At 49.5% G+C, this 17,523-nt stretch carries 16 protein-coding genes; 6 read left to right on the top strand and 10 right to left on the bottom strand.

Annotation, left to right across the window (positions count from 1 at the left end):
- Nucleotides 1-1,116: 1,116 nt before the first annotated feature.
- Nucleotides 1,117-3,048 carry a beta-N-acetylhexosaminidase gene (locus H70357_RS05070; RefSeq protein WP_052091833.1) on the top strand — a complete coding sequence of 644 codons (1,932 nt, stop codon included), beginning with the start codon at nucleotides 1,117-1,119 and terminating at the stop codon, nucleotides 3,046-3,048.
- 80 nt (nucleotides 3,049-3,128) lie between these two features.
- Here H70357_RS05070 and H70357_RS05065 read toward each other — a convergent pair whose 3' ends face one another.
- The gene (locus H70357_RS05065) at nucleotides 3,129-4,208 is read right to left on the bottom strand and encodes a Gfo/Idh/MocA family protein (RefSeq protein WP_038586474.1); all 1,080 of its coding nucleotides are present in this window, start codon (nucleotides 4,206-4,208) and stop codon (nucleotides 3,129-3,131) included.
- Nucleotides 4,209-4,377: 169 nt separating this feature from the next.
- Between H70357_RS05065 and H70357_RS05060 the strand changes: the two genes are divergently transcribed.
- The gene (locus tag H70357_RS05060) at nucleotides 4,378-5,313 is read left to right on the top strand and encodes a hypothetical protein (protein ID WP_038586471.1); all 936 of its coding nucleotides are present in this window, start codon (nucleotides 4,378-4,380) and stop codon (nucleotides 5,311-5,313) included.
- Between the two features lie 104 nt (nucleotides 5,314-5,417).
- Nucleotides 5,418-5,660 (top strand): NHLP leader peptide family RiPP precursor, encoded by a 243-nt coding sequence (locus H70357_RS05055; protein ID WP_038598665.1) that lies wholly within the window; start codon nucleotides 5,418-5,420, stop codon nucleotides 5,658-5,660.
- Nucleotides 5,661-5,678: 18 nt separating this feature from the next.
- Here the strand turns inward: H70357_RS05055 and H70357_RS05050 are convergent, their stop codons facing one another.
- Together H70357_RS05050 and H70357_RS05045 are read right to left on the bottom strand one after the other, a co-directional pair.
- Nucleotides 5,679-7,589, bottom strand: a complete 1,911-nt coding sequence (locus H70357_RS05050) for an ATP-binding protein (protein ID WP_379144074.1) — start codon at nucleotides 7,587-7,589, stop codon at nucleotides 5,679-5,681.
- 113 nt (nucleotides 7,590-7,702) lie between these two features.
- The gene (locus H70357_RS05045; protein WP_197073652.1) at nucleotides 7,703-9,595 is read right to left on the bottom strand and encodes a sensor histidine kinase; all 1,893 of its coding nucleotides are present in this window, start codon (nucleotides 9,593-9,595) and stop codon (nucleotides 7,703-7,705) included.
- A 291-nt stretch (nucleotides 9,596-9,886) separates the two neighbouring features.
- Between H70357_RS05045 and H70357_RS05040 the strand changes: the two genes are divergently transcribed.
- Together H70357_RS05040 and H70357_RS35680 are read left to right on the top strand one after the other, a co-directional pair.
- Entirely contained in the window at nucleotides 9,887-10,066 is a 180-nt protein-coding gene (locus H70357_RS05040) for a hypothetical protein (RefSeq protein WP_038586461.1), read from the top strand.
- A gap of 19 nt (nucleotides 10,067-10,085) precedes the next feature.
- A complete protein-coding gene (locus H70357_RS35680) occupies nucleotides 10,086-10,697 on the top strand; it encodes a hypothetical protein (protein ID WP_038586459.1) in 612 nt (203 codons plus the stop codon).
- A gap of 117 nt (nucleotides 10,698-10,814) precedes the next feature.
- On the opposite strand, the gene H70357_RS05030 is transcribed toward H70357_RS35680, so the two are convergent.
- Nucleotides 10,815-12,041 carry an MFS transporter gene (locus tag H70357_RS05030; protein ID WP_038586456.1) on the bottom strand — a complete coding sequence of 409 codons (1,227 nt, stop codon included), beginning with the start codon at nucleotides 12,039-12,041 and terminating at the stop codon, nucleotides 10,815-10,817.
- Between the two features lie 140 nt (nucleotides 12,042-12,181).
- On the opposite strand from H70357_RS05030, the gene H70357_RS05025 reads away from it, so the two are divergent.
- Nucleotides 12,182-12,946 (top strand): peptidylprolyl isomerase, encoded by a 765-nt coding sequence (locus H70357_RS05025; RefSeq protein WP_052092445.1) that lies wholly within the window; start codon nucleotides 12,182-12,184, stop codon nucleotides 12,944-12,946.
- A 79-nt stretch (nucleotides 12,947-13,025) separates the two neighbouring features.
- Here the strand turns inward: H70357_RS05025 and H70357_RS05020 are convergent, their stop codons facing one another.
- The 6 genes from H70357_RS05020 to H70357_RS04995 form a co-directional block, all read right to left on the bottom strand.
- Nucleotides 13,026-13,979 carry an IS3 family transposase gene (locus H70357_RS05020; protein WP_442950466.1) on the bottom strand — a complete coding sequence of 318 codons (954 nt, stop codon included), beginning with the start codon at nucleotides 13,977-13,979 and terminating at the stop codon, nucleotides 13,026-13,028.
- The gene (locus H70357_RS37030) at nucleotides 13,862-14,203 is read right to left on the bottom strand and encodes a transposase (protein WP_038586069.1); all 342 of its coding nucleotides are present in this window, start codon (nucleotides 14,201-14,203) and stop codon (nucleotides 13,862-13,864) included. Before H70357_RS37030 ends, H70357_RS05020 begins: the two co-directional genes overlap by 118 nt.
- A gap of 133 nt (nucleotides 14,204-14,336) precedes the next feature.
- Nucleotides 14,337-15,431: a Glu/Leu/Phe/Val family dehydrogenase gene (locus tag H70357_RS05010; protein ID WP_038586452.1), complete on the bottom strand. Its 1,095-nt coding sequence runs from the start codon at nucleotides 15,429-15,431 to the stop codon at nucleotides 14,337-14,339.
- A 185-nt stretch (nucleotides 15,432-15,616) separates the two neighbouring features.
- Entirely contained in the window at nucleotides 15,617-15,946 is a 330-nt protein-coding gene (locus H70357_RS05005) for a hypothetical protein (RefSeq protein WP_038586450.1), read from the bottom strand.
- Nucleotides 15,947-15,982: 36 nt separating this feature from the next.
- The gene (locus tag H70357_RS05000) at nucleotides 15,983-16,684 is read right to left on the bottom strand and encodes a pirin family protein (RefSeq protein WP_038586447.1); all 702 of its coding nucleotides are present in this window, start codon (nucleotides 16,682-16,684) and stop codon (nucleotides 15,983-15,985) included.
- A 167-nt stretch (nucleotides 16,685-16,851) separates the two neighbouring features.
- A complete protein-coding gene (locus H70357_RS04995) occupies nucleotides 16,852-17,499 on the bottom strand; it encodes a nitroreductase family protein (protein ID WP_038586444.1) in 648 nt (215 codons plus the stop codon).
- Nucleotides 17,500-17,523 lie beyond the last annotated feature (24 nt).

The raw sequence follows: 17,523 nt of genomic DNA, 5'->3' as shown, positions 1-17,523 counted from the left end.
AGGACACGCGGTTTATTCCGGAACCTCCGGTAATACATAGTGAATAGTTGGGCAAATAAGAACAAAATTATTATTAAAAGGGATTTATTAATTACGGAAGGTCCCGTGTGGTCCAGGAGGTACATCAGAGATGTGAGGGACAAAGAAAAGTATCTGTAAAATGCTATCATCTTGTCTTCCGCAGTTGTTTTGATTTTCATCCCACCACCCTATTCTCCATTTTTTGGAAAATTCGAGCTTATTTAAGCTTTGTTAAAAGCATCATACATGAGAAAAATCACAATAACAAGTTTCACTATTTACTGACAGCGTTTTCTTTTCAAATAAATAACAGAATATCATTCATTTTTTTTCGGAGTTTCACTCAGAGTTATCCATATTTCCAAAAGATAGCGTATTCACTTTCAAAAATGGGTGAACAGGCACGTTAAACAGCCTGTCCGCTGAGTGGACAGGCTGTTCGGCTGATATATGAATCAGATGCATCATTAGACCAGTCATTCCGCATTATATTCGGCTGCAGCTGGGAAGGATGTATGCAACTCAGTTAGATTACAGATACAAATTTGATAGCGCTGTTCGCCAACGATATGATACCCGGTGGACAAAATGCGTACGGAGCGGTTTGTTTGTACGTCCACCTTATGGAGACTGCGGCAACTGATGCAGTAAAATTCCCTCATGGCTTCATCTCCGGCATAACATAGTCTTTAAGAACTATCATAAAAATTACTAATATTATCTAAATAATAGCATTTGATTTTTGTGAGTGTCAACATAAAGCTGCATGATCCGACATTCATCCGCAACAAAAGAAGAAATATGTCGTCTTATATATAGATACTCCAAAATTGCCGAGAAATAAAAACGATCATTATAATGCACGATACCACATATTACCTTTGCCTGCAGGGAGCCGTTTAGCAGTAAATCCACTTGCGAATGAGGCCAAAAGTCCCTCTACCGTGGCACCTTGCGATCTACGTATTGTACTGGGTAAGGACTGATTATATAATCCATGACCTTGGACGTACTTTGCATTCCTTACTCTGTTTAGGAGTGATATGGTTGTTAGGAAGATGATCATATTCTACATGAATAAGAGGTGTCCACACTATGCCTGAAATTCGCACTTTACAGCTGCTTCCCCATCCACGGACAATCACGCGCTCTGAAGGCTACTTCCGCCTTCCGGCCAAAGCAAGCATTGTTCTCTCCGGTGAGGCGAACCGTTCCGTTCTCCCGGCAGCCCGTAAGCTTCAGCTTGTCATTTCTCAAGTTCTTCAGCTCAGCCTGCCTTTGTCAGTAGGTACACGTCCGGCCGTTTCCTCCGCATGCAGCTTTAGCTACAACCGCCTGCTGTCTGCAGGAGGTTATGAGCTTGTCATCGAAGAGCATGGAATCTTCATTACTTACAGCTCTCCTGAAGGAGCCTATTATGCAGTGGCAACCCTGAAACAGATTCTGGAACAATCCGGCAGAAACATTCCCTGTCTGCATATCCGGGATGAACCGGACTTTGCCGCAAGAGGACTGATGATTGATATCAGCCGCAACAAAACGCCCAAACTCGAAACCCTTTACCGGATCGTTGATCTTATGGCCGATCTGAAGCTGAACCAACTGCAGTTATATATAGAAGGTTCTCCTTTTGCCTATGAGTCGTTCCCCCAGGTTTGGGAGCTCGAAACACCTATAACCGGTGAAGAAATTCTGCTGCTCGATGCTTACTGCCGCGAACGTTATATCGAGCTGGTTCCCAACCAGAACAGCTTCGGCCATATGGAAGGATGGCTGACCCGGCCGGAATTCAAAGCACTGGCCGAAAGTCCTGAGGGGTTCATGCTGCCAGACCATATGTATGACAGTGATTTATATCCGGATGGGCTTTTCATGGAGCCGGGCACCTTCGATACTGAAGACCCTAAAGTACTCGAGCTGCTGGGCACAATGTATGATGACCTTCTTCCTTATTTCACCTCGAATCAGTTCAACGTTGGCTGCGACGAGACTTATGAACTGGGACTTGGCAAAAGCAAAGCCGCGGCAGATGCAGCAGGCAAAGGCACGCTCTACTTGTCATTTCTGCAGAAGATTCATGAGCTCGTTGTACAGCGGGGAAAAACGATGCAGTTCTGGGGTGATATTATCATCCAGCATCCTGAGCTGATCCCCCAGCTGCCTAAAAATATTATTGCCATGGAATGGGGTTACAGCGCAGACCACCCGTTCGAAGCGGACACCCTGAAATTCCGCGAAGCACAAATCCCGTTCTATGTCTGCCCGGGAACCAGCTCCTGGAATTCCCTTACCGGACGCACCGGCAATATGCTCGCCAACTTGCATAACGCCGCTGTACACGGCAAGAACAACGGGGCTATCGGCTACCTCATTACGGACTGGGGTGATTTCGGCCATTGGCAGCATCTTCCGGTGAGTTATGCCGGATTTGTCTACGGCGCTGCGCTGTCCTGGAATGTCGACAACAATCTTGATGCCGATGTTGCAGGATATCTGAATACCTCGGTCTTTCACGACCGTTCGGAGAAGATTGGGCAATTGCTGCTCGATCTTGGAAATTACTACAAGCTTGAATCCGGCATTTCCCGCCCCAATGATTCAGAAATGTCCATGCTGATGCGCAGTAATCTGGCCAACATGGGGATCGTAAATAAACTCACCGCTGAGCATTTCGATAATCTGGAGCAGTACATCAGCCGTATTGAGGATCAGCTTGAAGATCTTGCGCTGGAATGCACGGATGCCGAACTTGTCATCCAAGAGCTTGAGAACGGCATTCATTTTGTAAAGCATGCCGTGCAGCTTGGCCGCATCAAACAGCTGCTGGCTGCGGAACCTGCCGGGATTGATCCGGCACTGGTGGACCATCAGATCCATGATCTCGACCTCCTGCTGCATCAATACCGGCAATTATGGACCCGGCGCAACCGGCTCGGCGGCTTGGAGAAGAGTGTCGCGAAACTTCTCCGGCTGCGCGGCGAGTATGCACAATTAGCTGCACAACTATCCGGCTCGCAGCCGTTGTAAGCTCGTACGATCACATACCAAAAAGCACGGCAGGCGGGAAACACCCCCGCCCGGCCGTGCTTTTGATTACATCCGCTGCTTCAGCCCTGCTCTGACCACGGCTGACTATGGGAAGTCACCGTTTCTCCGCTCGCCGCCGCCTGCTCCAGCAGCAGTGCCAAATACTGATCCTGGCATCCTTCGGCCAAACTGTAGAAAGAAGGTCCTCCTTGAACATGTCTCTGCATTCGGACAAGGCTCTCTGCAATGGCAATTTCATCGTCCGTGAGCCTGGCCGGGGCAAATGGATTCCGGTACAGCCATTCGCCGTCTCCCATAATCCCCTTGAGATAAAAGCCCTCCAGGTTTCCGCCATGCCCGGCATCCATCCGCCGCAGCTTGCAGTAGAGCGGCGTATCATAGCTCTGGAGCCAGGACACCTCATCGTTCAACAGTTCCCCCCGCTCCCCGCGCACCAAAATCCGGTTGCCGCGGATCCATGAAAAATACTGGTCGCCGCTGAAATCGAACACACCTAGCCGGGCTCCAAAATCCAGAGTGGCCAGCATCTGCCCCGTCTGAACCATCACCTCGGCAACCGGAGGTCCGCTTCGCTGCGGTCCCTTTATAATAGAAGAACAAAAATTCTGTGCACGAATTATTGGATTCTCGAAGCCGATGCCCAGCAGCTGCCGGATGAGGCTGATTCCGTGATATCCGTGTGCAGCCGATACCTGGGCCTGGCTGATCGTGCCAAGCCTGCCGGAAGCGGCCAGCTTGATTCTTGCCGCATGCATCGGCTGGAACAGATACTGCTCGGCAATCTGGATGACGGCAGAACGGCCCACCCTATTCCATAGCTCCGTCAGCTGTTCCAGATCGGGCGCCGGCGGCGTCTCCGCAAGCACCGGAATACCCGCTTCCGCCAGCCGGATGATATACGCTTTGCTTACCTCGCGTTTCAGACTAATTACCGCAAAGGAATAAGTACCCGCTGAGATAAACTCTTCAATTGAAGTGTAGACCTTCACTCCCCATTCCCTGCTTAAGACATCGGCTTTCTCCTTATTGCGCACAAACATAGCGCCTACAGCGAATTGTTCCGGCAGCTGTTTGGCAATACGCAAATAGAACTCCGCCCGCCAGCCGCCGCCGGCCAGCCCAAACACAATCTTCTCCATGTCCATCCCCCTTTAGCAATTCTCAATCCGTGGATAAGATGAATTATAGTACTCCATTACTATATCACCCCATAAATTATCATTGAAATCCCAGGTTAGTAGGACTATAATCATGACGGATAACCCCATTTTTTCTAAAAAAAATAAAATATTGACAGGGGAGCAGCCTATGGATTGGCTTCATGAGTACGATGAGGAGCTCCGCGCGGTATTTGGCGATGCCAGTGTCATCATCACAGGATTTCCAGAACCGCTTCGTACACAAGGTTTGGCCTATCTTCATCAGTTTAACGTATTTAAAGCAGGAAGCCACAAAAATTACATATGTTATTTACTCCCGTTCTGGCTGCGCTCAGAATACGGTCTTACGTCAGAGCAAGTGCATCAGATGTCGCTGGGGAACGTCTTAATTATGCTCTATTTCTTCCTGCAGGATGATCTGATGGACAGCAAAGAGCCAACCGCCGCAGAGCAGCTGCCGCTTGCCAACCTGCTGTACGTGGAATTTCTCCATATTTACCGGCCTCTTTTCGCCCCGGACTCCTCGTTCTGGTCCTATTTCAAACGTTATCTTTTTGAATGGGCAGACAGTGTGGCAGGCGAGGCCAGCAGTGACTATTTCCTGAACGACCGTGTCAAAATTGCCCACAAAGCCAGTCCGCTTAAGCTCTGCAGTACAGCCGTCCTGCTACTTTCGGATCATGCTTTTCTAATTGCGGATTCGGAAGAGATGCTGCATAAGGTACTGATTACACTGCAAATGCTTGATGATTACGAGGATTGGGAGCAGGATTTGGCGGAGGGCAGCTATAATTGCCTGCTGTCTCTGGCCCGTTGCCAGCTTCAGGAGGGTCAAGGCCCGCTTACAGCGGGGAAGGTCAAAGATTTCATCTTTACGGAAGGCGGGCTGGCGTCCTACGCTGAAACAGCGCTCGCCAACCACAGCAAACTCGCAGAATACCGGCTGAAGGCTCCCCATCTGGTAGCTTTCCACCATGTGCTGGTCCAGAATCTCCAGCATATCGCAGCAGCTATCGAAGCAGAGAAACAGCTTTTGCAGGGAGGAGGACTCAGCTACTGGTTATCCAAAAATAGGAATACATAATAAGCACTGCAACTCTATTATGATCATAGAAATAGCAATAGATTAATATAAAATCCTATGTTATGCTCATGAGGTAAATATAACCATTCAGGGGAAGGGTGATTATTTTGTCAGAAGCAATTCTTAGAAATCAAGTGATTCAGAAAGCATGGGAAGATCCAAGTTTCAAGCAGAAGCTGCTCTCAGACCCAAAAGCAGCCCTCAAAGAAGCACTAGGCATCAATCTTCCCGACCATATTACGCTCAAGACGGTAGAGGAAGGCTCCAATGAGTTCTATCTGGTTATTCCTCCCAGTCCATCTTCAGGCATACTGAAGACCGACGTTACTACACTCGGTTCTTGGTAGAACAACAGGTTTAAGAGTTCATAAGGAGTTGGAATCATCCGGAGCTTCTGCCAGCGGCAGAATGATGATGGATTCGGTTCCTGCTCCTTTTTTGCTTATAATGCGGACTTCACCATTCATGGCCTCAATGATGCGGAAAGTGACCATAAGTCCCAGGCCTGTGCCCTTCGACTTGTTCGAGAAATACGGCTCGCCAAGCCGGTTCAATACGCCCGGTTCCATTCCCTCCCCGTTATCCTTCACATGAATATACACCCTGTCCCCTTTGGCATATACCGACATATGAATGGTCCCTTCCTCCCCGAGAGACTCGATACTATTCTTGATGATATTAATAAAAGCCTGCTTGAATTTGGAGGAGTTGCCCTTCACCCAACAATGTTCCTTCACGTCCAGCACCATCTTGCCCCCGTTCAAATGGCATAGCGGAAGCAGGATGCTCTCGATATGCTTGAATTCATCATGAACATTAAGAATCGAGACCTGCTCGAATTCCGGTTTGGCAAAGGTCAGGAAATCCGTAATGATGTTCGCTGCGCGGTCCAGCTCGCTAAGGGCCATGAACAGAAATCTCTGCTCATCTCCGTTCGATTTCTCCATCAGCAGCTGCAAAAATCCTCGCGTAACCTGAAGCGGATTGCGGACTTCATGTGCTACGGATGCAGCAAGCTCGCTGATAATCTCCATTTTTTCCGAACGCTGCAGTTCATTGTTGAACAGCTCCAGCTCCCGGGAATATTTGACCACCTGCTGATGGTTCAGGGCCAGCCTGCGGCCGAGAATAATAATGAGCGAGAGAATGAACACAACCAGCGCCCATTTCCAGTAGAACAGATCATAATTGCCTTGGCGGATATAATACCACACCAGCTCGGCTACTCCAGTAAAGGCTGCAGTTCCGAAGCCGATGGCAAAAATGATCGCATCCTTATTTCCCTTCAAAGAATAGATAATGACACAGGCAATGAGGAGAATGAATTGAAGGATCATTAGAAATCCGATGATAGTGACTGATATAAAATAGTACAGTTCAACAAAGCGGTTATCCGACAGTCCATTGATCACTAGACAAACGATGCAAAATAAAGAATATGCTGTCTGGAATTTGCGGAACTTACGGATGATGCCAAACCTTCCGCCGCCGAATATTTTCTCAAACAGATAGGTCAGCGCAGGCAGAAGCGACAGTAACGCCAAATCCAGAAAGACTATGCTCACCGGACCTAAATAGCTGTAAAAGGTATAAATAAACGGGGAATACGTGATCGACAGCACTCCGGTGGAGGCAATGACGATAGATAAAGAGGCCGCTATCGAAAAGTAATCCTTGTTGAGATAAAACGCGCACACAAACAGGACTATCGCCACAAACAAAAAGGCACCGCCCAGAATAACGTCGATAAGCCCGTTTTTGATATAGTCCTTAATCAGAACTCCGTGTTCCCCAATGATCACTTGATCCTTGATACCGATCCGATCCTTAAGCGTTTCAGTCCATATGTACAGATTCTTCCCGTTGTCCCCGCTGCTTAGGGGCACGAGCAGTGAATAATTATCCTTAATATAACTGCGGTCAGCTTCAAAGATGAGGCGATCCTCCATGTACACTTTTACATGCAGTGCATATAACGTATCGATATAGACTGCAGGTGAGACATATTTGAATTCCGGAAGCGAAATGCGTGTCCATACAGAAGAGATTCCGTCTGGAAGCTCCGGTGTTTTCTGGCCGGAGCCGGCGCTCAGCCACTCTTCTTTATCGGAAACAGGAACTTGATGTCCTGTATCCCCCGCCTTGCTGCCCCATTTGATTTGCCAATTTGTGATTTCTTTAGAAGCATAATGACTTTCCGCTGATACCGTGAGCGAACCGCAGATCATAAAAAGTAAAAAAAATGCTGCTACTATATGTAAACTTTTGACGATCAAGCGCATGTAAGCACCTCAGAAGAAAGTTTCAGAAACAAAGTGTTCTGTATTGGTATTATTTCGCGCTGGCCGTTGCCTATCCCTTCATAAAAACGAAATTTACCAAAAAAATTCTAAATTTTTCCGGCTGATGGCAATTTAACAATCACTTCGGTACCTTCATCTTTTGTACTGTGAAATTGAATGGACCCGTCCATCGCTTCTATAATACGGAAGGTAACCATGAGCCCGAGCCCTGTTCCCTTGGTTTTATTCGAATAGTACGGCTCTCCCAGCCGGGCAAGTTCGCTAACCCTCATGCCTTCCCCGTTATCCTGCACACTGATAATAATATGCTGACCTGATTTCCAGGCGGTTACTTGAATCAGCCCATCCTCCTGAAGCGATTCAATGCTGTTCTTGATCAAATTGATAAAAGCCTGTTTAAACTTGGAGGCGCTGCCCTTCACTTGAAGATCGCTTTGCAGGCGGAGCTCTATCTCACCACCCTGCAGATTGGCCAGTGGCATCAAAATGCCGGACACATGCTTCAGTTCCTCCGAAACCTCAAATACATCCACGGTTTCCTGCCCCGGTTTGGCGAAGGTCAGAAAATCCGTAATAATCAAGGAAGCCCGGTCCAGCTCCTCCATTGCCATTTCCAGGTACTCCTTTTCCTTCTTGCCGGAGCGTTCACCCAGAATCTGCAGAAAACCCCGGGTTACCTGCAGCGGATTGCGAACCTCATGGGCAACCGAAGCAGCGAGCTCACTGATGATCTCCATCTTCTCCGAGCGCTGCAGATCGTTGTTGAATTTCTCCAGATCCCGGGAGTATTCCACGGTCTGTTCATAATTCCGGGCCAGCCTTCTCCCGAGGATAATGATCAGAGAAAGGAGGAACCCAACCACTCCCCATTTCCACCAATACAAATGGTATCTATGTGTGGATGAAAAGTACAGGATCAGCTCACTAAGCGAAGGAACCGCGAAAATAACAAAGCCTATCGTGAAGATAAGAGCTTCCCGGTTGCCTCTAAGAGCATGAATAACCGCAAAAACCAGCAAGTAAAAGAATTGCAGGATCATCATGATGCCGATCACTTGAACACTCATCAGTCTATACAGGTGATCCAAGCGGTAGGAAAGTAATATATTCAGCAGCAGAAAGCCGAGACTGAATCCCGAATAAAGCAGTTGAAAATTACGAAACCGGACCAGCCACAGACTTTTTCCACGTCCGAATATCCGTTCAAAATACAAGGTAAATGCCGGCAGAAGTATGAGTAAAGCCAGATCAAAACAAACCTCAATCCATTGGTCATGGCCGTGCAAGACGAGCTGCAAAAAAGGTGAGTAGGTGATCAGCAGCATACCGAAGGAAGCTATAACAAGCACAAGCCATAAGCCGCCCGAGAAAAATTCCAGCCTGAAAAACAGCAGGCACATCAACAGCGCAACAGCCATAAATATTAGGGCCGCACCGATGACAAGATCGATCAGATTCTGTTTAACATAATGGGCAAGGAGCTTGTCATAATTCCCTACCCTGATGCCGCCTTCTATACCGAAATCTTTGCTGCCGCCGCTGCTCCACAAATAAAGCTGGCCGCTTTTATCTTCTGCTGACAAAGGAATCAGCACTTTGCTGCCATTATAATTGACCATATCTGCCGAATCGTAAATAAGAACGTTATTCTTGTAAGCTTTAAGCGTATTTCCATACACTTTATCTATAAGCAGTGCCGAATTTGCCGCTGTCGGAGGTAAAGTGAAGCGTATCCAGGCTCCTGTCATCCCTTCATTGGTGAGCGGCCTGGATGAACTTGCTGTCTGCTTTATCCAATCCTCATCAGGTGCAGACGCAGCCTCTTCAACATCCTGTATATTTGAACTTCCCCACTTCAGCTCCCATTCCGGCAAGGCAACGCCTGACCGCTCGTCCCACTCCATGACGATACCGATAGGCACTATAGCGATCAAAAGCAGCAGCATGAATATCGCAACTACTCTCTTTGATGATGGCAACTTCATCTTGGCTCCTCAATAAATCATTAGTGGTATTTATATAGTTCATATGATTCTTATTTTCGACAACCTTCGCACTATACCTGCCTAATCTTGCAAAAAACCTCGAATTAAGTAGTTTACCCTTGGTTACACGGTTAAATGGCGCCTGGATTGAATATATTAAGATCAGGCTAAGAATCTCCTCTATACCCGTTCTAATTTCTAATGGACAAGCTGCTCCGGGGTGTAACAGATTCGGCGCCGGATAAACGGGTAAAGAACTATTATAGAAGTCGAGGAGGATAGGCTATGGACAAGAAGGAGAACATCACCGCGGGCCAACCCTCTGATGAAGATGGGCTGGTAACCGAGCGGGATATCGATGAACAGTTCGGCCTGTTTCAGGAAGGGTCATTTCCCGGCGCCCTGCCGGACGACGACCAGCAAGCAGCAATTGACCATGCTGTTCCTAAAAAGGGACAGACTTAAGCAAAGGAGTTGAACGGCTATGGGTAATGAATTTAATAAAACTGAAGCCGATTTTGCATATGAGCGTTATACAAAGATGGGAGAACGCTCCCCGGAGCAGGATATTCCGCTGGAAGAACTGCGTCCGCTCGGCACGATTACCGAACAGAGCACAAGCGGCAGCGGCACGGATCAGGAAGACAGACGGCCGCTCGAATCTGCATTTACCAGCCATGAACCCGTCGGTGCCGCTCCCATTGATTTCGATGGCGTAGTGGATGACGGTGCCGATCCGGCGCTCGTAGAAGACCACATTCTGGCTGCTGACATAGGCCTCAGTGCACCTGAACCTGCTCTTCGTCCGCGGGCTGAACGGCACGGAGAGATAGCCGCTTCACCGGGAACCGGGCGGGATGAGCTACTTGAATCCGATGCCGTCTTAGCCGCCGGGGCTGCAGGACTGACGGGCAGCGTCATTGATTATGCCGGTGACGACGAAATTCTGGACGATGAGGAAGAGGATCTGCCACTGGAGGATATTCCCGACGCCGACGAGCTTCAGCCCGGAACTGCTGTGGACCCTGCCTCACCTCCCCTGGATGTAATGCCCGGGACCGATGTCCTGAACGGATCGAACGGAGAAGAAGAATAATGTAGGACTGACGCCAAGCGCCGCCGGAAGTTGTTCCGGCGGTGCTTTTTCCATTAAGAATGGACCAAGCCGACAGCTTATCCTAATCCGGACCTTACGGCAGCGTAATCCGGCATGCTACTTCTGCATCGCTACCGGTTCTCCAGCATGACGGGCTGCGATGACTTTCGCCTCCAGCTTACGGGTCTTCACCAGCACCGCCGCTACCAGCAGCATCACACCGTTGATGACAAACACCCAGCGGATGGGAATGAACGCGCCGAGCAAGCCGCCGATAATCGGACCGGCCATCGTTGCCAGCTGCGAAGCCGCCTGATTCAGTCCGAATGCCCGCCCGCGGAATCCCGGTTCAATGGTCTGGACTATCATTGCGTTAACCGAAGGAAGCACTCCGGCATAGAACAGGCCATAGGCAAAACGCAGTACCGCAAACTCTACATAACCTGAGACAAAATACTGAAGGATGTTCCCAATTCCCCCGCCGATCAGGCCAATAAACAGGACAAGTCCGAAGCCTTTGCGGCTGCCTATTCTCCCCCATTGCGGTGCCATAATCACAGTAGCAATCCCTACGGCGGAGAATACAATTCCCGAGCTTAGTGTAGCGGTGCTTTTGGAAATGCCCATATCAAGCAAATAAATCGGCAGCAGCGGTTCAAGGATCATTACCGAAAAAGTACTGATGCCGGCCAGTGACAGCAGGGTAATAAAGGCGCGGTTGTTTCTCGCCTCCCGGATGTCATCCCTGACCCGTGATCTGGGTGCAGAGCGGTCGTAGTTCTCCTCTTTGGCGAAGAAAGTAGCGATTAGGGCCGAGACCAGAACGATCGCAGCCGAGAACAAAAAGGCGCTGCGGTTGCTGGTATAATAACTCACTACGCCGCCAATGAGCGGTCCGATGATACTGCCGGTAGCTCCCGCAGTCGACATGATGCTCAGCGCATAACCGGTCTTATCCTCGGGTGTATTGGTGGCCACCATGGCGATGGCTGCCGGAACAAAGCCTGCCAGCAGGCCCTGAAAAATCCGTACGATCAGAAATACATATGGGTCATGGACGAAGAAATTAATTAAGTATAAGGCCGCCAGACTGAAGCCCGAGCGGATCAGCATCGGTTTGCGGCCATATTTATCAGCCAGTGAACCCCAATAAGGCGAAATTAGTGCACTGGCCAGGAAGGTGATGCCGAAGCTGACCCCCGACCAAATCTCCAAATGACTCGTGACCCCTAATTGGTCACTCAAAAAAATTGAAAGGAACGGAATCGAGATCGAATATGCCGTACTGCAAAAGAAAACACCCACCCAAAGCACGATCAGGTTCCGCTTCCACGAAAACTGCATGAAGCACACATCCCTTCTGTTATACCTTGGAAGCATCTACCTATTCTACCCCTCTTTTGAACTTGTGCCAATCCCGGCCCTCACACCTCACTTTGCAAGAAGTGGGACAAAGAAGGTATGATAATGTGGAAGAACATGAGATGAACAAGGAAAAAGGAGAGATTACGAACGTGAAGCTAACAAGAAAAAAACCCGTCATCCTTCTGATGATGACACTGCTGCTGATCATTGTAGCCGGATGCGGCAACAAACCGGCTAACGGCAATGAAGCGGTGAATTCCGGCAACAACAAAACGTCAGGCAATACTGCAAACAGTGAAGCCAGCCCCGCTCCGCAAAAAGAAGATGCTGCTGCGGCTACCGAAGGCGTCCCTTCTGCAACAGCCAGCCACCCGGTCGTAACTATAGAGATGGATAACGGCGGCATTATCAAAGCAGAGCTCTATCCGGAAGTCGCTCCAAATACCGTCAATAATTTCATCTCCCTCATTAAAAAGGGATTTTACGACGGAACCATATTCCATCGGGTGATTCCCGGCTTCATGATTCAGGGCGGCGATCCTGACGGTACAGGTATGGGCGGACCGGATTACAGCATTTCCGGCGAATTCTCCGGCAACGGGTTCACCAACAACCTGCTGCATACAGAGGGTGTTCTTTCGATGGCCAGAAGCCAGGATGTCAACTCTGCCGGATCGCAATTTTTTATTATGGCAGCCGCTTATCCGAGCCTGGACGGAAGCTATGCAGCTTTCGGCAAAGTTACAGAGGGTCTTGAGGTAGTGGAATCCATCGTCAACCTGCCGCGTGACGATTCGGACCGCCCGGAAGCACCTCCGGTGATGAAAAAGGTTACCGTAGATACGCTCGGCGTCACTTATCCGGAACCGCAGAAGGTACAGTAGCCTTTGAAGTTTCATCTGCTCTGAAAGCCAAAAGCCCATCTCTGGTCATACCCCTGTCAAGAAGACAGATGAAAAAAAGCTAAGCAGCCAGCGCGTGCCGATACTCGATCGGCGCGCGCTGTTTGAGTTTCGCCTGGAAACGTTGGTAATTATAAAAGTAGATATACTCCTCGACGGCTTGATGAATCTCTGCTTCTGACTTAAACTGGTGAAGGTACAACTTTTCTGTCTTCAGATGCGAAAAGAAGGATTCGATGCAGGCGTTATCTAGGCAGGTTGCTTTGCGAGAGTGGCTGCCCTTGACGCTGAATGCCTCTAATCGTGTGTTGTACGCCTGAGACGTGTATTGGAAGCCTTGGTCCGAATGGAGTACGGCTTCAGACACGTCTCTTTTTCGTGTCCACTGTTCAACTGTATCCAGGACGAGTTTTACGTCGTTTCGCTCTGAGATCTGCCAGGCCACAATTTCATTGTTAAACAGGTCCTGAATGGCGGACAGATAATAAAAGCGCGTGCCGTCTGAGATATACGTAATGTCGGTTACCAGCTTCTGTTGAGGAGCTGTCGCATGAAACTGGCGCTTTAATCGGTTAGGATAGACCACGGAAGGAGCATAGCTCGAGCGATTCCTTTTCTTTCGAATGACCGACTGGATCGACAGTTCTTTCATGAGCCGCCACACCTTCTTGTGGTTGACGAGGTAGCCGGCCTCCCACAGGGCTGTTCGCATTCGAGGATATCCAAAATAGGGATGGGCTAAGTGAACGGCCACCATATGCTCTTTAATTGCGTGCTCCTGCGCATGGGCTTCAATCCGCTGAGCCTGTGTACCTCGCCACTTGTAGTAGTTTGCTCGAGATACACCTGCAATAGCTAATAGGCGGGTAACGCCATGCTGGTCACGTAGCTCTTCGATTACGGCGTATTTGTCTTGTAGCCCGAACTTCGCTCCGTTAACAGATTTGGATACCGCTTTTTTAAGTAATCCACCTGTGCCTTCAAGTAATCTCGTTCTTCTTCGATACTGGCAAATGTAGTACGAGGACGTCCTTTCAAAGGGTTTGTTGTACCCTTACGTGTATCAAATGGCTCTCCAATCCGATATTTCTTTACCCATACTTTAAGCTGGGTACAACTCGCAATCCCCAACCTTTCTGCGACTACCTTGTAGCTCTCTACTCCTTTAAGATAGGTTTGAATAGCCTCTACCTTGAATTCCTCTGAGTACGATTGAAATACTTGTCCCTTTTTCGCCATACAAAAACCCCCTCCAAGTTCACTCATTTCCTCATGTTAACACAGGAGGTTTTTTACGAGTGTCTACTTGAAGGGGATAATACCACTCCGCTTAACCGGAAATGGGCTTTTGCTTATTTATATAGAAGAAACGTTATCTTCTGCTGATGGCGTGATGCTCATTCCGCAGGAACGTGCTGCGGCTTGTGCGCAGCAGGGCAATCCGCTCTTCTGCCAGGCGGTCTGCAGCGGCATAAGCCGGTATTCCATTGGCCTGTGAAATCTCCAGCACACGGGTAATGCTGCCATAGATCTTGGCAATTTTCTTAAAGGCTCGTTCCTTGTTATAGCCGTTCAATTCGTCGGCAACGTTGATTACGCCACCGGCGTTAATGACATAGTCTGGCGCGTAAACAATGCCCTTAGCGTGCAGGGCATCACCATGACGCGGCTCCTTCAGCTGATTGTTGGCCGCACCTGCGACAACCTTCGCCTTAAGCAGCGGCAGCGACTCATCATTAATGGTTGCACCGAGTGCGCAAGGGGCATAAATATCGCAAGCTACTGAGAGGATGTCCGCAGGATCAACTGCTTTGGCCCCATAGGCCTCTACTGCCCGGGCCACAGCTTCCTTGTTAATATCCGTTACAATAAGCTGTGCTCCTTCTTCGTGAAGATATTTGCACAGTGTAAAGGACACGTTGCCTACACCTTGTACTGCCACTGTCTTACCAGCCAGCGAATCACTGCCAAAAGCCGCCTTGGCTGCGGCCTTCATCCCTTGATACACCCCGAAAGCTGTAGCCGGTGAAGGATTGCCGGAAGAACCGTAAGTGGCCGAAATCCCGGTAACATAATCCGTCTCCTGATGAATAATATCCATATCCTCTTCCGTGGTGCCTACATCCTCCGCTGTGATATAACGGCCGTTCAAACCTTGTATGTATCTGCCGAAGGCCCGGAACATCGCCTCGTTTTTGTCTTTTTTAGGGTCGCCGATAATCACCGTCTTCCCGCCGCCGAGATTTAGCCCCGCCACAGCATTCTTGTACGTCATACCTTTGGCCAGCCGCAGCGCATCGACAATCGCCGCTTCCTCGGAAGCATAAGTCCACATTCTTGTTCCGCCCAGTGCAGGCCCCAGTGTTGTGTCATGAATCGCAATGATCGCCTTTAACCCTGATGCCTTATCCTGACAAAACAATAGCTCTTCGTAATCGTCCCGCTGCATTGCTGCAAACAATTCCATTTTGTTCATTTCTCCTATCTCATCTCTTTGGTCGTGTTACGTTTCATAACAAAGCTAGTACACCAGGAGCGGATTGTCAATATCATTTGTCCTCTCTCCGTGGATTTTTTGAAAAAAACGACTTTACCAGACACTAACTTCACCTGTGATGTGATATTAGTCAAAGAAATATCAGATTGACTCCGCTATTCCCAATATTGGTCGGGCCGGTACTCAATCTCGGACTGGACCGCTATCGTTAGACATCCTGAAGAGGCGTCGTAATCTACCGCGTTGTCGCCTACATAATACCAATGCTTGATAACCGGCCCCTCCGCAGGCTCCTCGAAGCGGAACACATTGAGCTCGGACTTCAGCTCCACCACTGCTGCCCCTTTATCGGAAGCTACCCCGCAGATCGTAATTACCGTCAATTCGCCTTGCGGATCAAACGTATAGGCCGGGCCGTCCGTGCTGCTGACCAGCAAACGTCCTGTTACCGAATGCTTAACCAGCACTCTCTCCTGCTGCGCCATTATATGTCCCTCCTTGTAACTGTACTTCGTAAGCAGCTACGGTAAATCAATCACCATAACCAGGGTATTCTCTGCAGCGGCAAGACTTAAGGCACTGACCTCTTCAATCCGTGCCGAATCCCCCGGCAGCAGCTCGACATCCCCCTGCAGCTTCAGCCTTCCTTCAATTAGATATATAAAAATGCGCCGTCCCTGCTCCTGTTGAAAAGATAATACCTGGCCGTCCTCCGCCCGGCCGAGATAAATTGTCATATCCTGGGCAATACCCACGACCTCTTCCGAAGGCTCTGCAGCCACCACTCGCAGCAGTTTTCCTTCAAGCTTCGCCGGATCAAATCGGCCGGTGCTGTAAGAAGGTGCCGTTCCGCGGGTACGCGGCATGAACCACAGCTGCAGCAGCCGTACCGGCTCGCTGTCCGAAGGATTATGCTCCGTATGAATAGCGCCGGTTCCAGCAGACATGCGCTGAATGCCGCCGAAGGTTGTTTCTGCTACATTGCCCAAATTATCTTCATGGCGCAGCCTGCCGGACAGCACGATGGAGACGATCTCCATGTCGCTGTGCGGATGGGCGCCGAAGCCCCTGCCCGGTGCGATGGTATCATCGTTGCAGACGCGCATCGGACCAAACGAGGTATTATTAGGATCATAGAAATCACCGAACGAGAAGCTGTGGCTGCCTTGCAGCCAGCCATGATCAAAACGGTGGGCGGATTGTGCCGGATAGACTTGAATCATATGATCCCCTCCTGAAAGTTTTGTGAGCATTCCTTCAAAGATCTGCTTCGAACAAAACCGACTTCGAAAGCATCTGCTAACAATATTTTAGCAGAAAGCACCGCAAAACAAAAAAACCGGCCAGCTTACGCTGACCAGCCCATGCTTCCCTTGACAGGTGAAGCTATTTAACCCTGAAATCCGTTCCAATGGGTAACCTGCTCCAGCGGCAATCTGACGGTTGGCCGTCCTTCCACCGCTGCCTTGCCCAGAGCAATCAGCATCACTGTTATATAACGCTCAGGGATCTGGAACAGCTCTCTGAAGCCATCAGGGTTGAAGCCGCCCATAGGCACAGTGTCATAACCTTTCGCTTTGGCTGCAAGCATAAGCTGCATGGATACCAGGCCGCCGTCAACACGCGCGATGTTATTCAGCACCTCAACCGGCATGCTGGAATATCCATCCCGGCTTCTCTTCGCCATGGCAGCTCCCACTTCCGGAGTCACATATCCGGCAGCCTCTGCGTACTCGTAAATAGCTTCTGCATTGCGGTATGCCTCGGAATCGCCAAGCACGGCGATAACGGCAGAAGCTTCTACCGTCTGCTGCTGGTTGTTGGCGATAGGCAACAGCTGTGCCTTCAGCTCCTGATCCGTAATGACGATGAACCGCCATGGCTGCAGATTGGAGGAGGACGGTGCCAGAACCGCCTCTCCTAGAATCTCCTTGATCTCCTCCTCGGAAATCTTCCAGGATGGATCATATTTGCGCACCGAATGCCGTTCGCGGATCACCTTGTTAAATTCCACTTCCGTTTTCAATTCCGTTGACATCACACTACTCCTCCTCTTCCTAAT

The sequence above is a fragment of the Paenibacillus sp. FSL H7-0357 genome (assembly GCF_000758525.1).
Taxonomy (GTDB): domain Bacteria; phylum Bacillota; class Bacilli; order Paenibacillales; family Paenibacillaceae; genus Paenibacillus_AQ.
The sequence above is the reverse complement of the archived record's forward strand: the minus strand, read 5'-3'. Positions and strand labels throughout refer to the sequence as shown.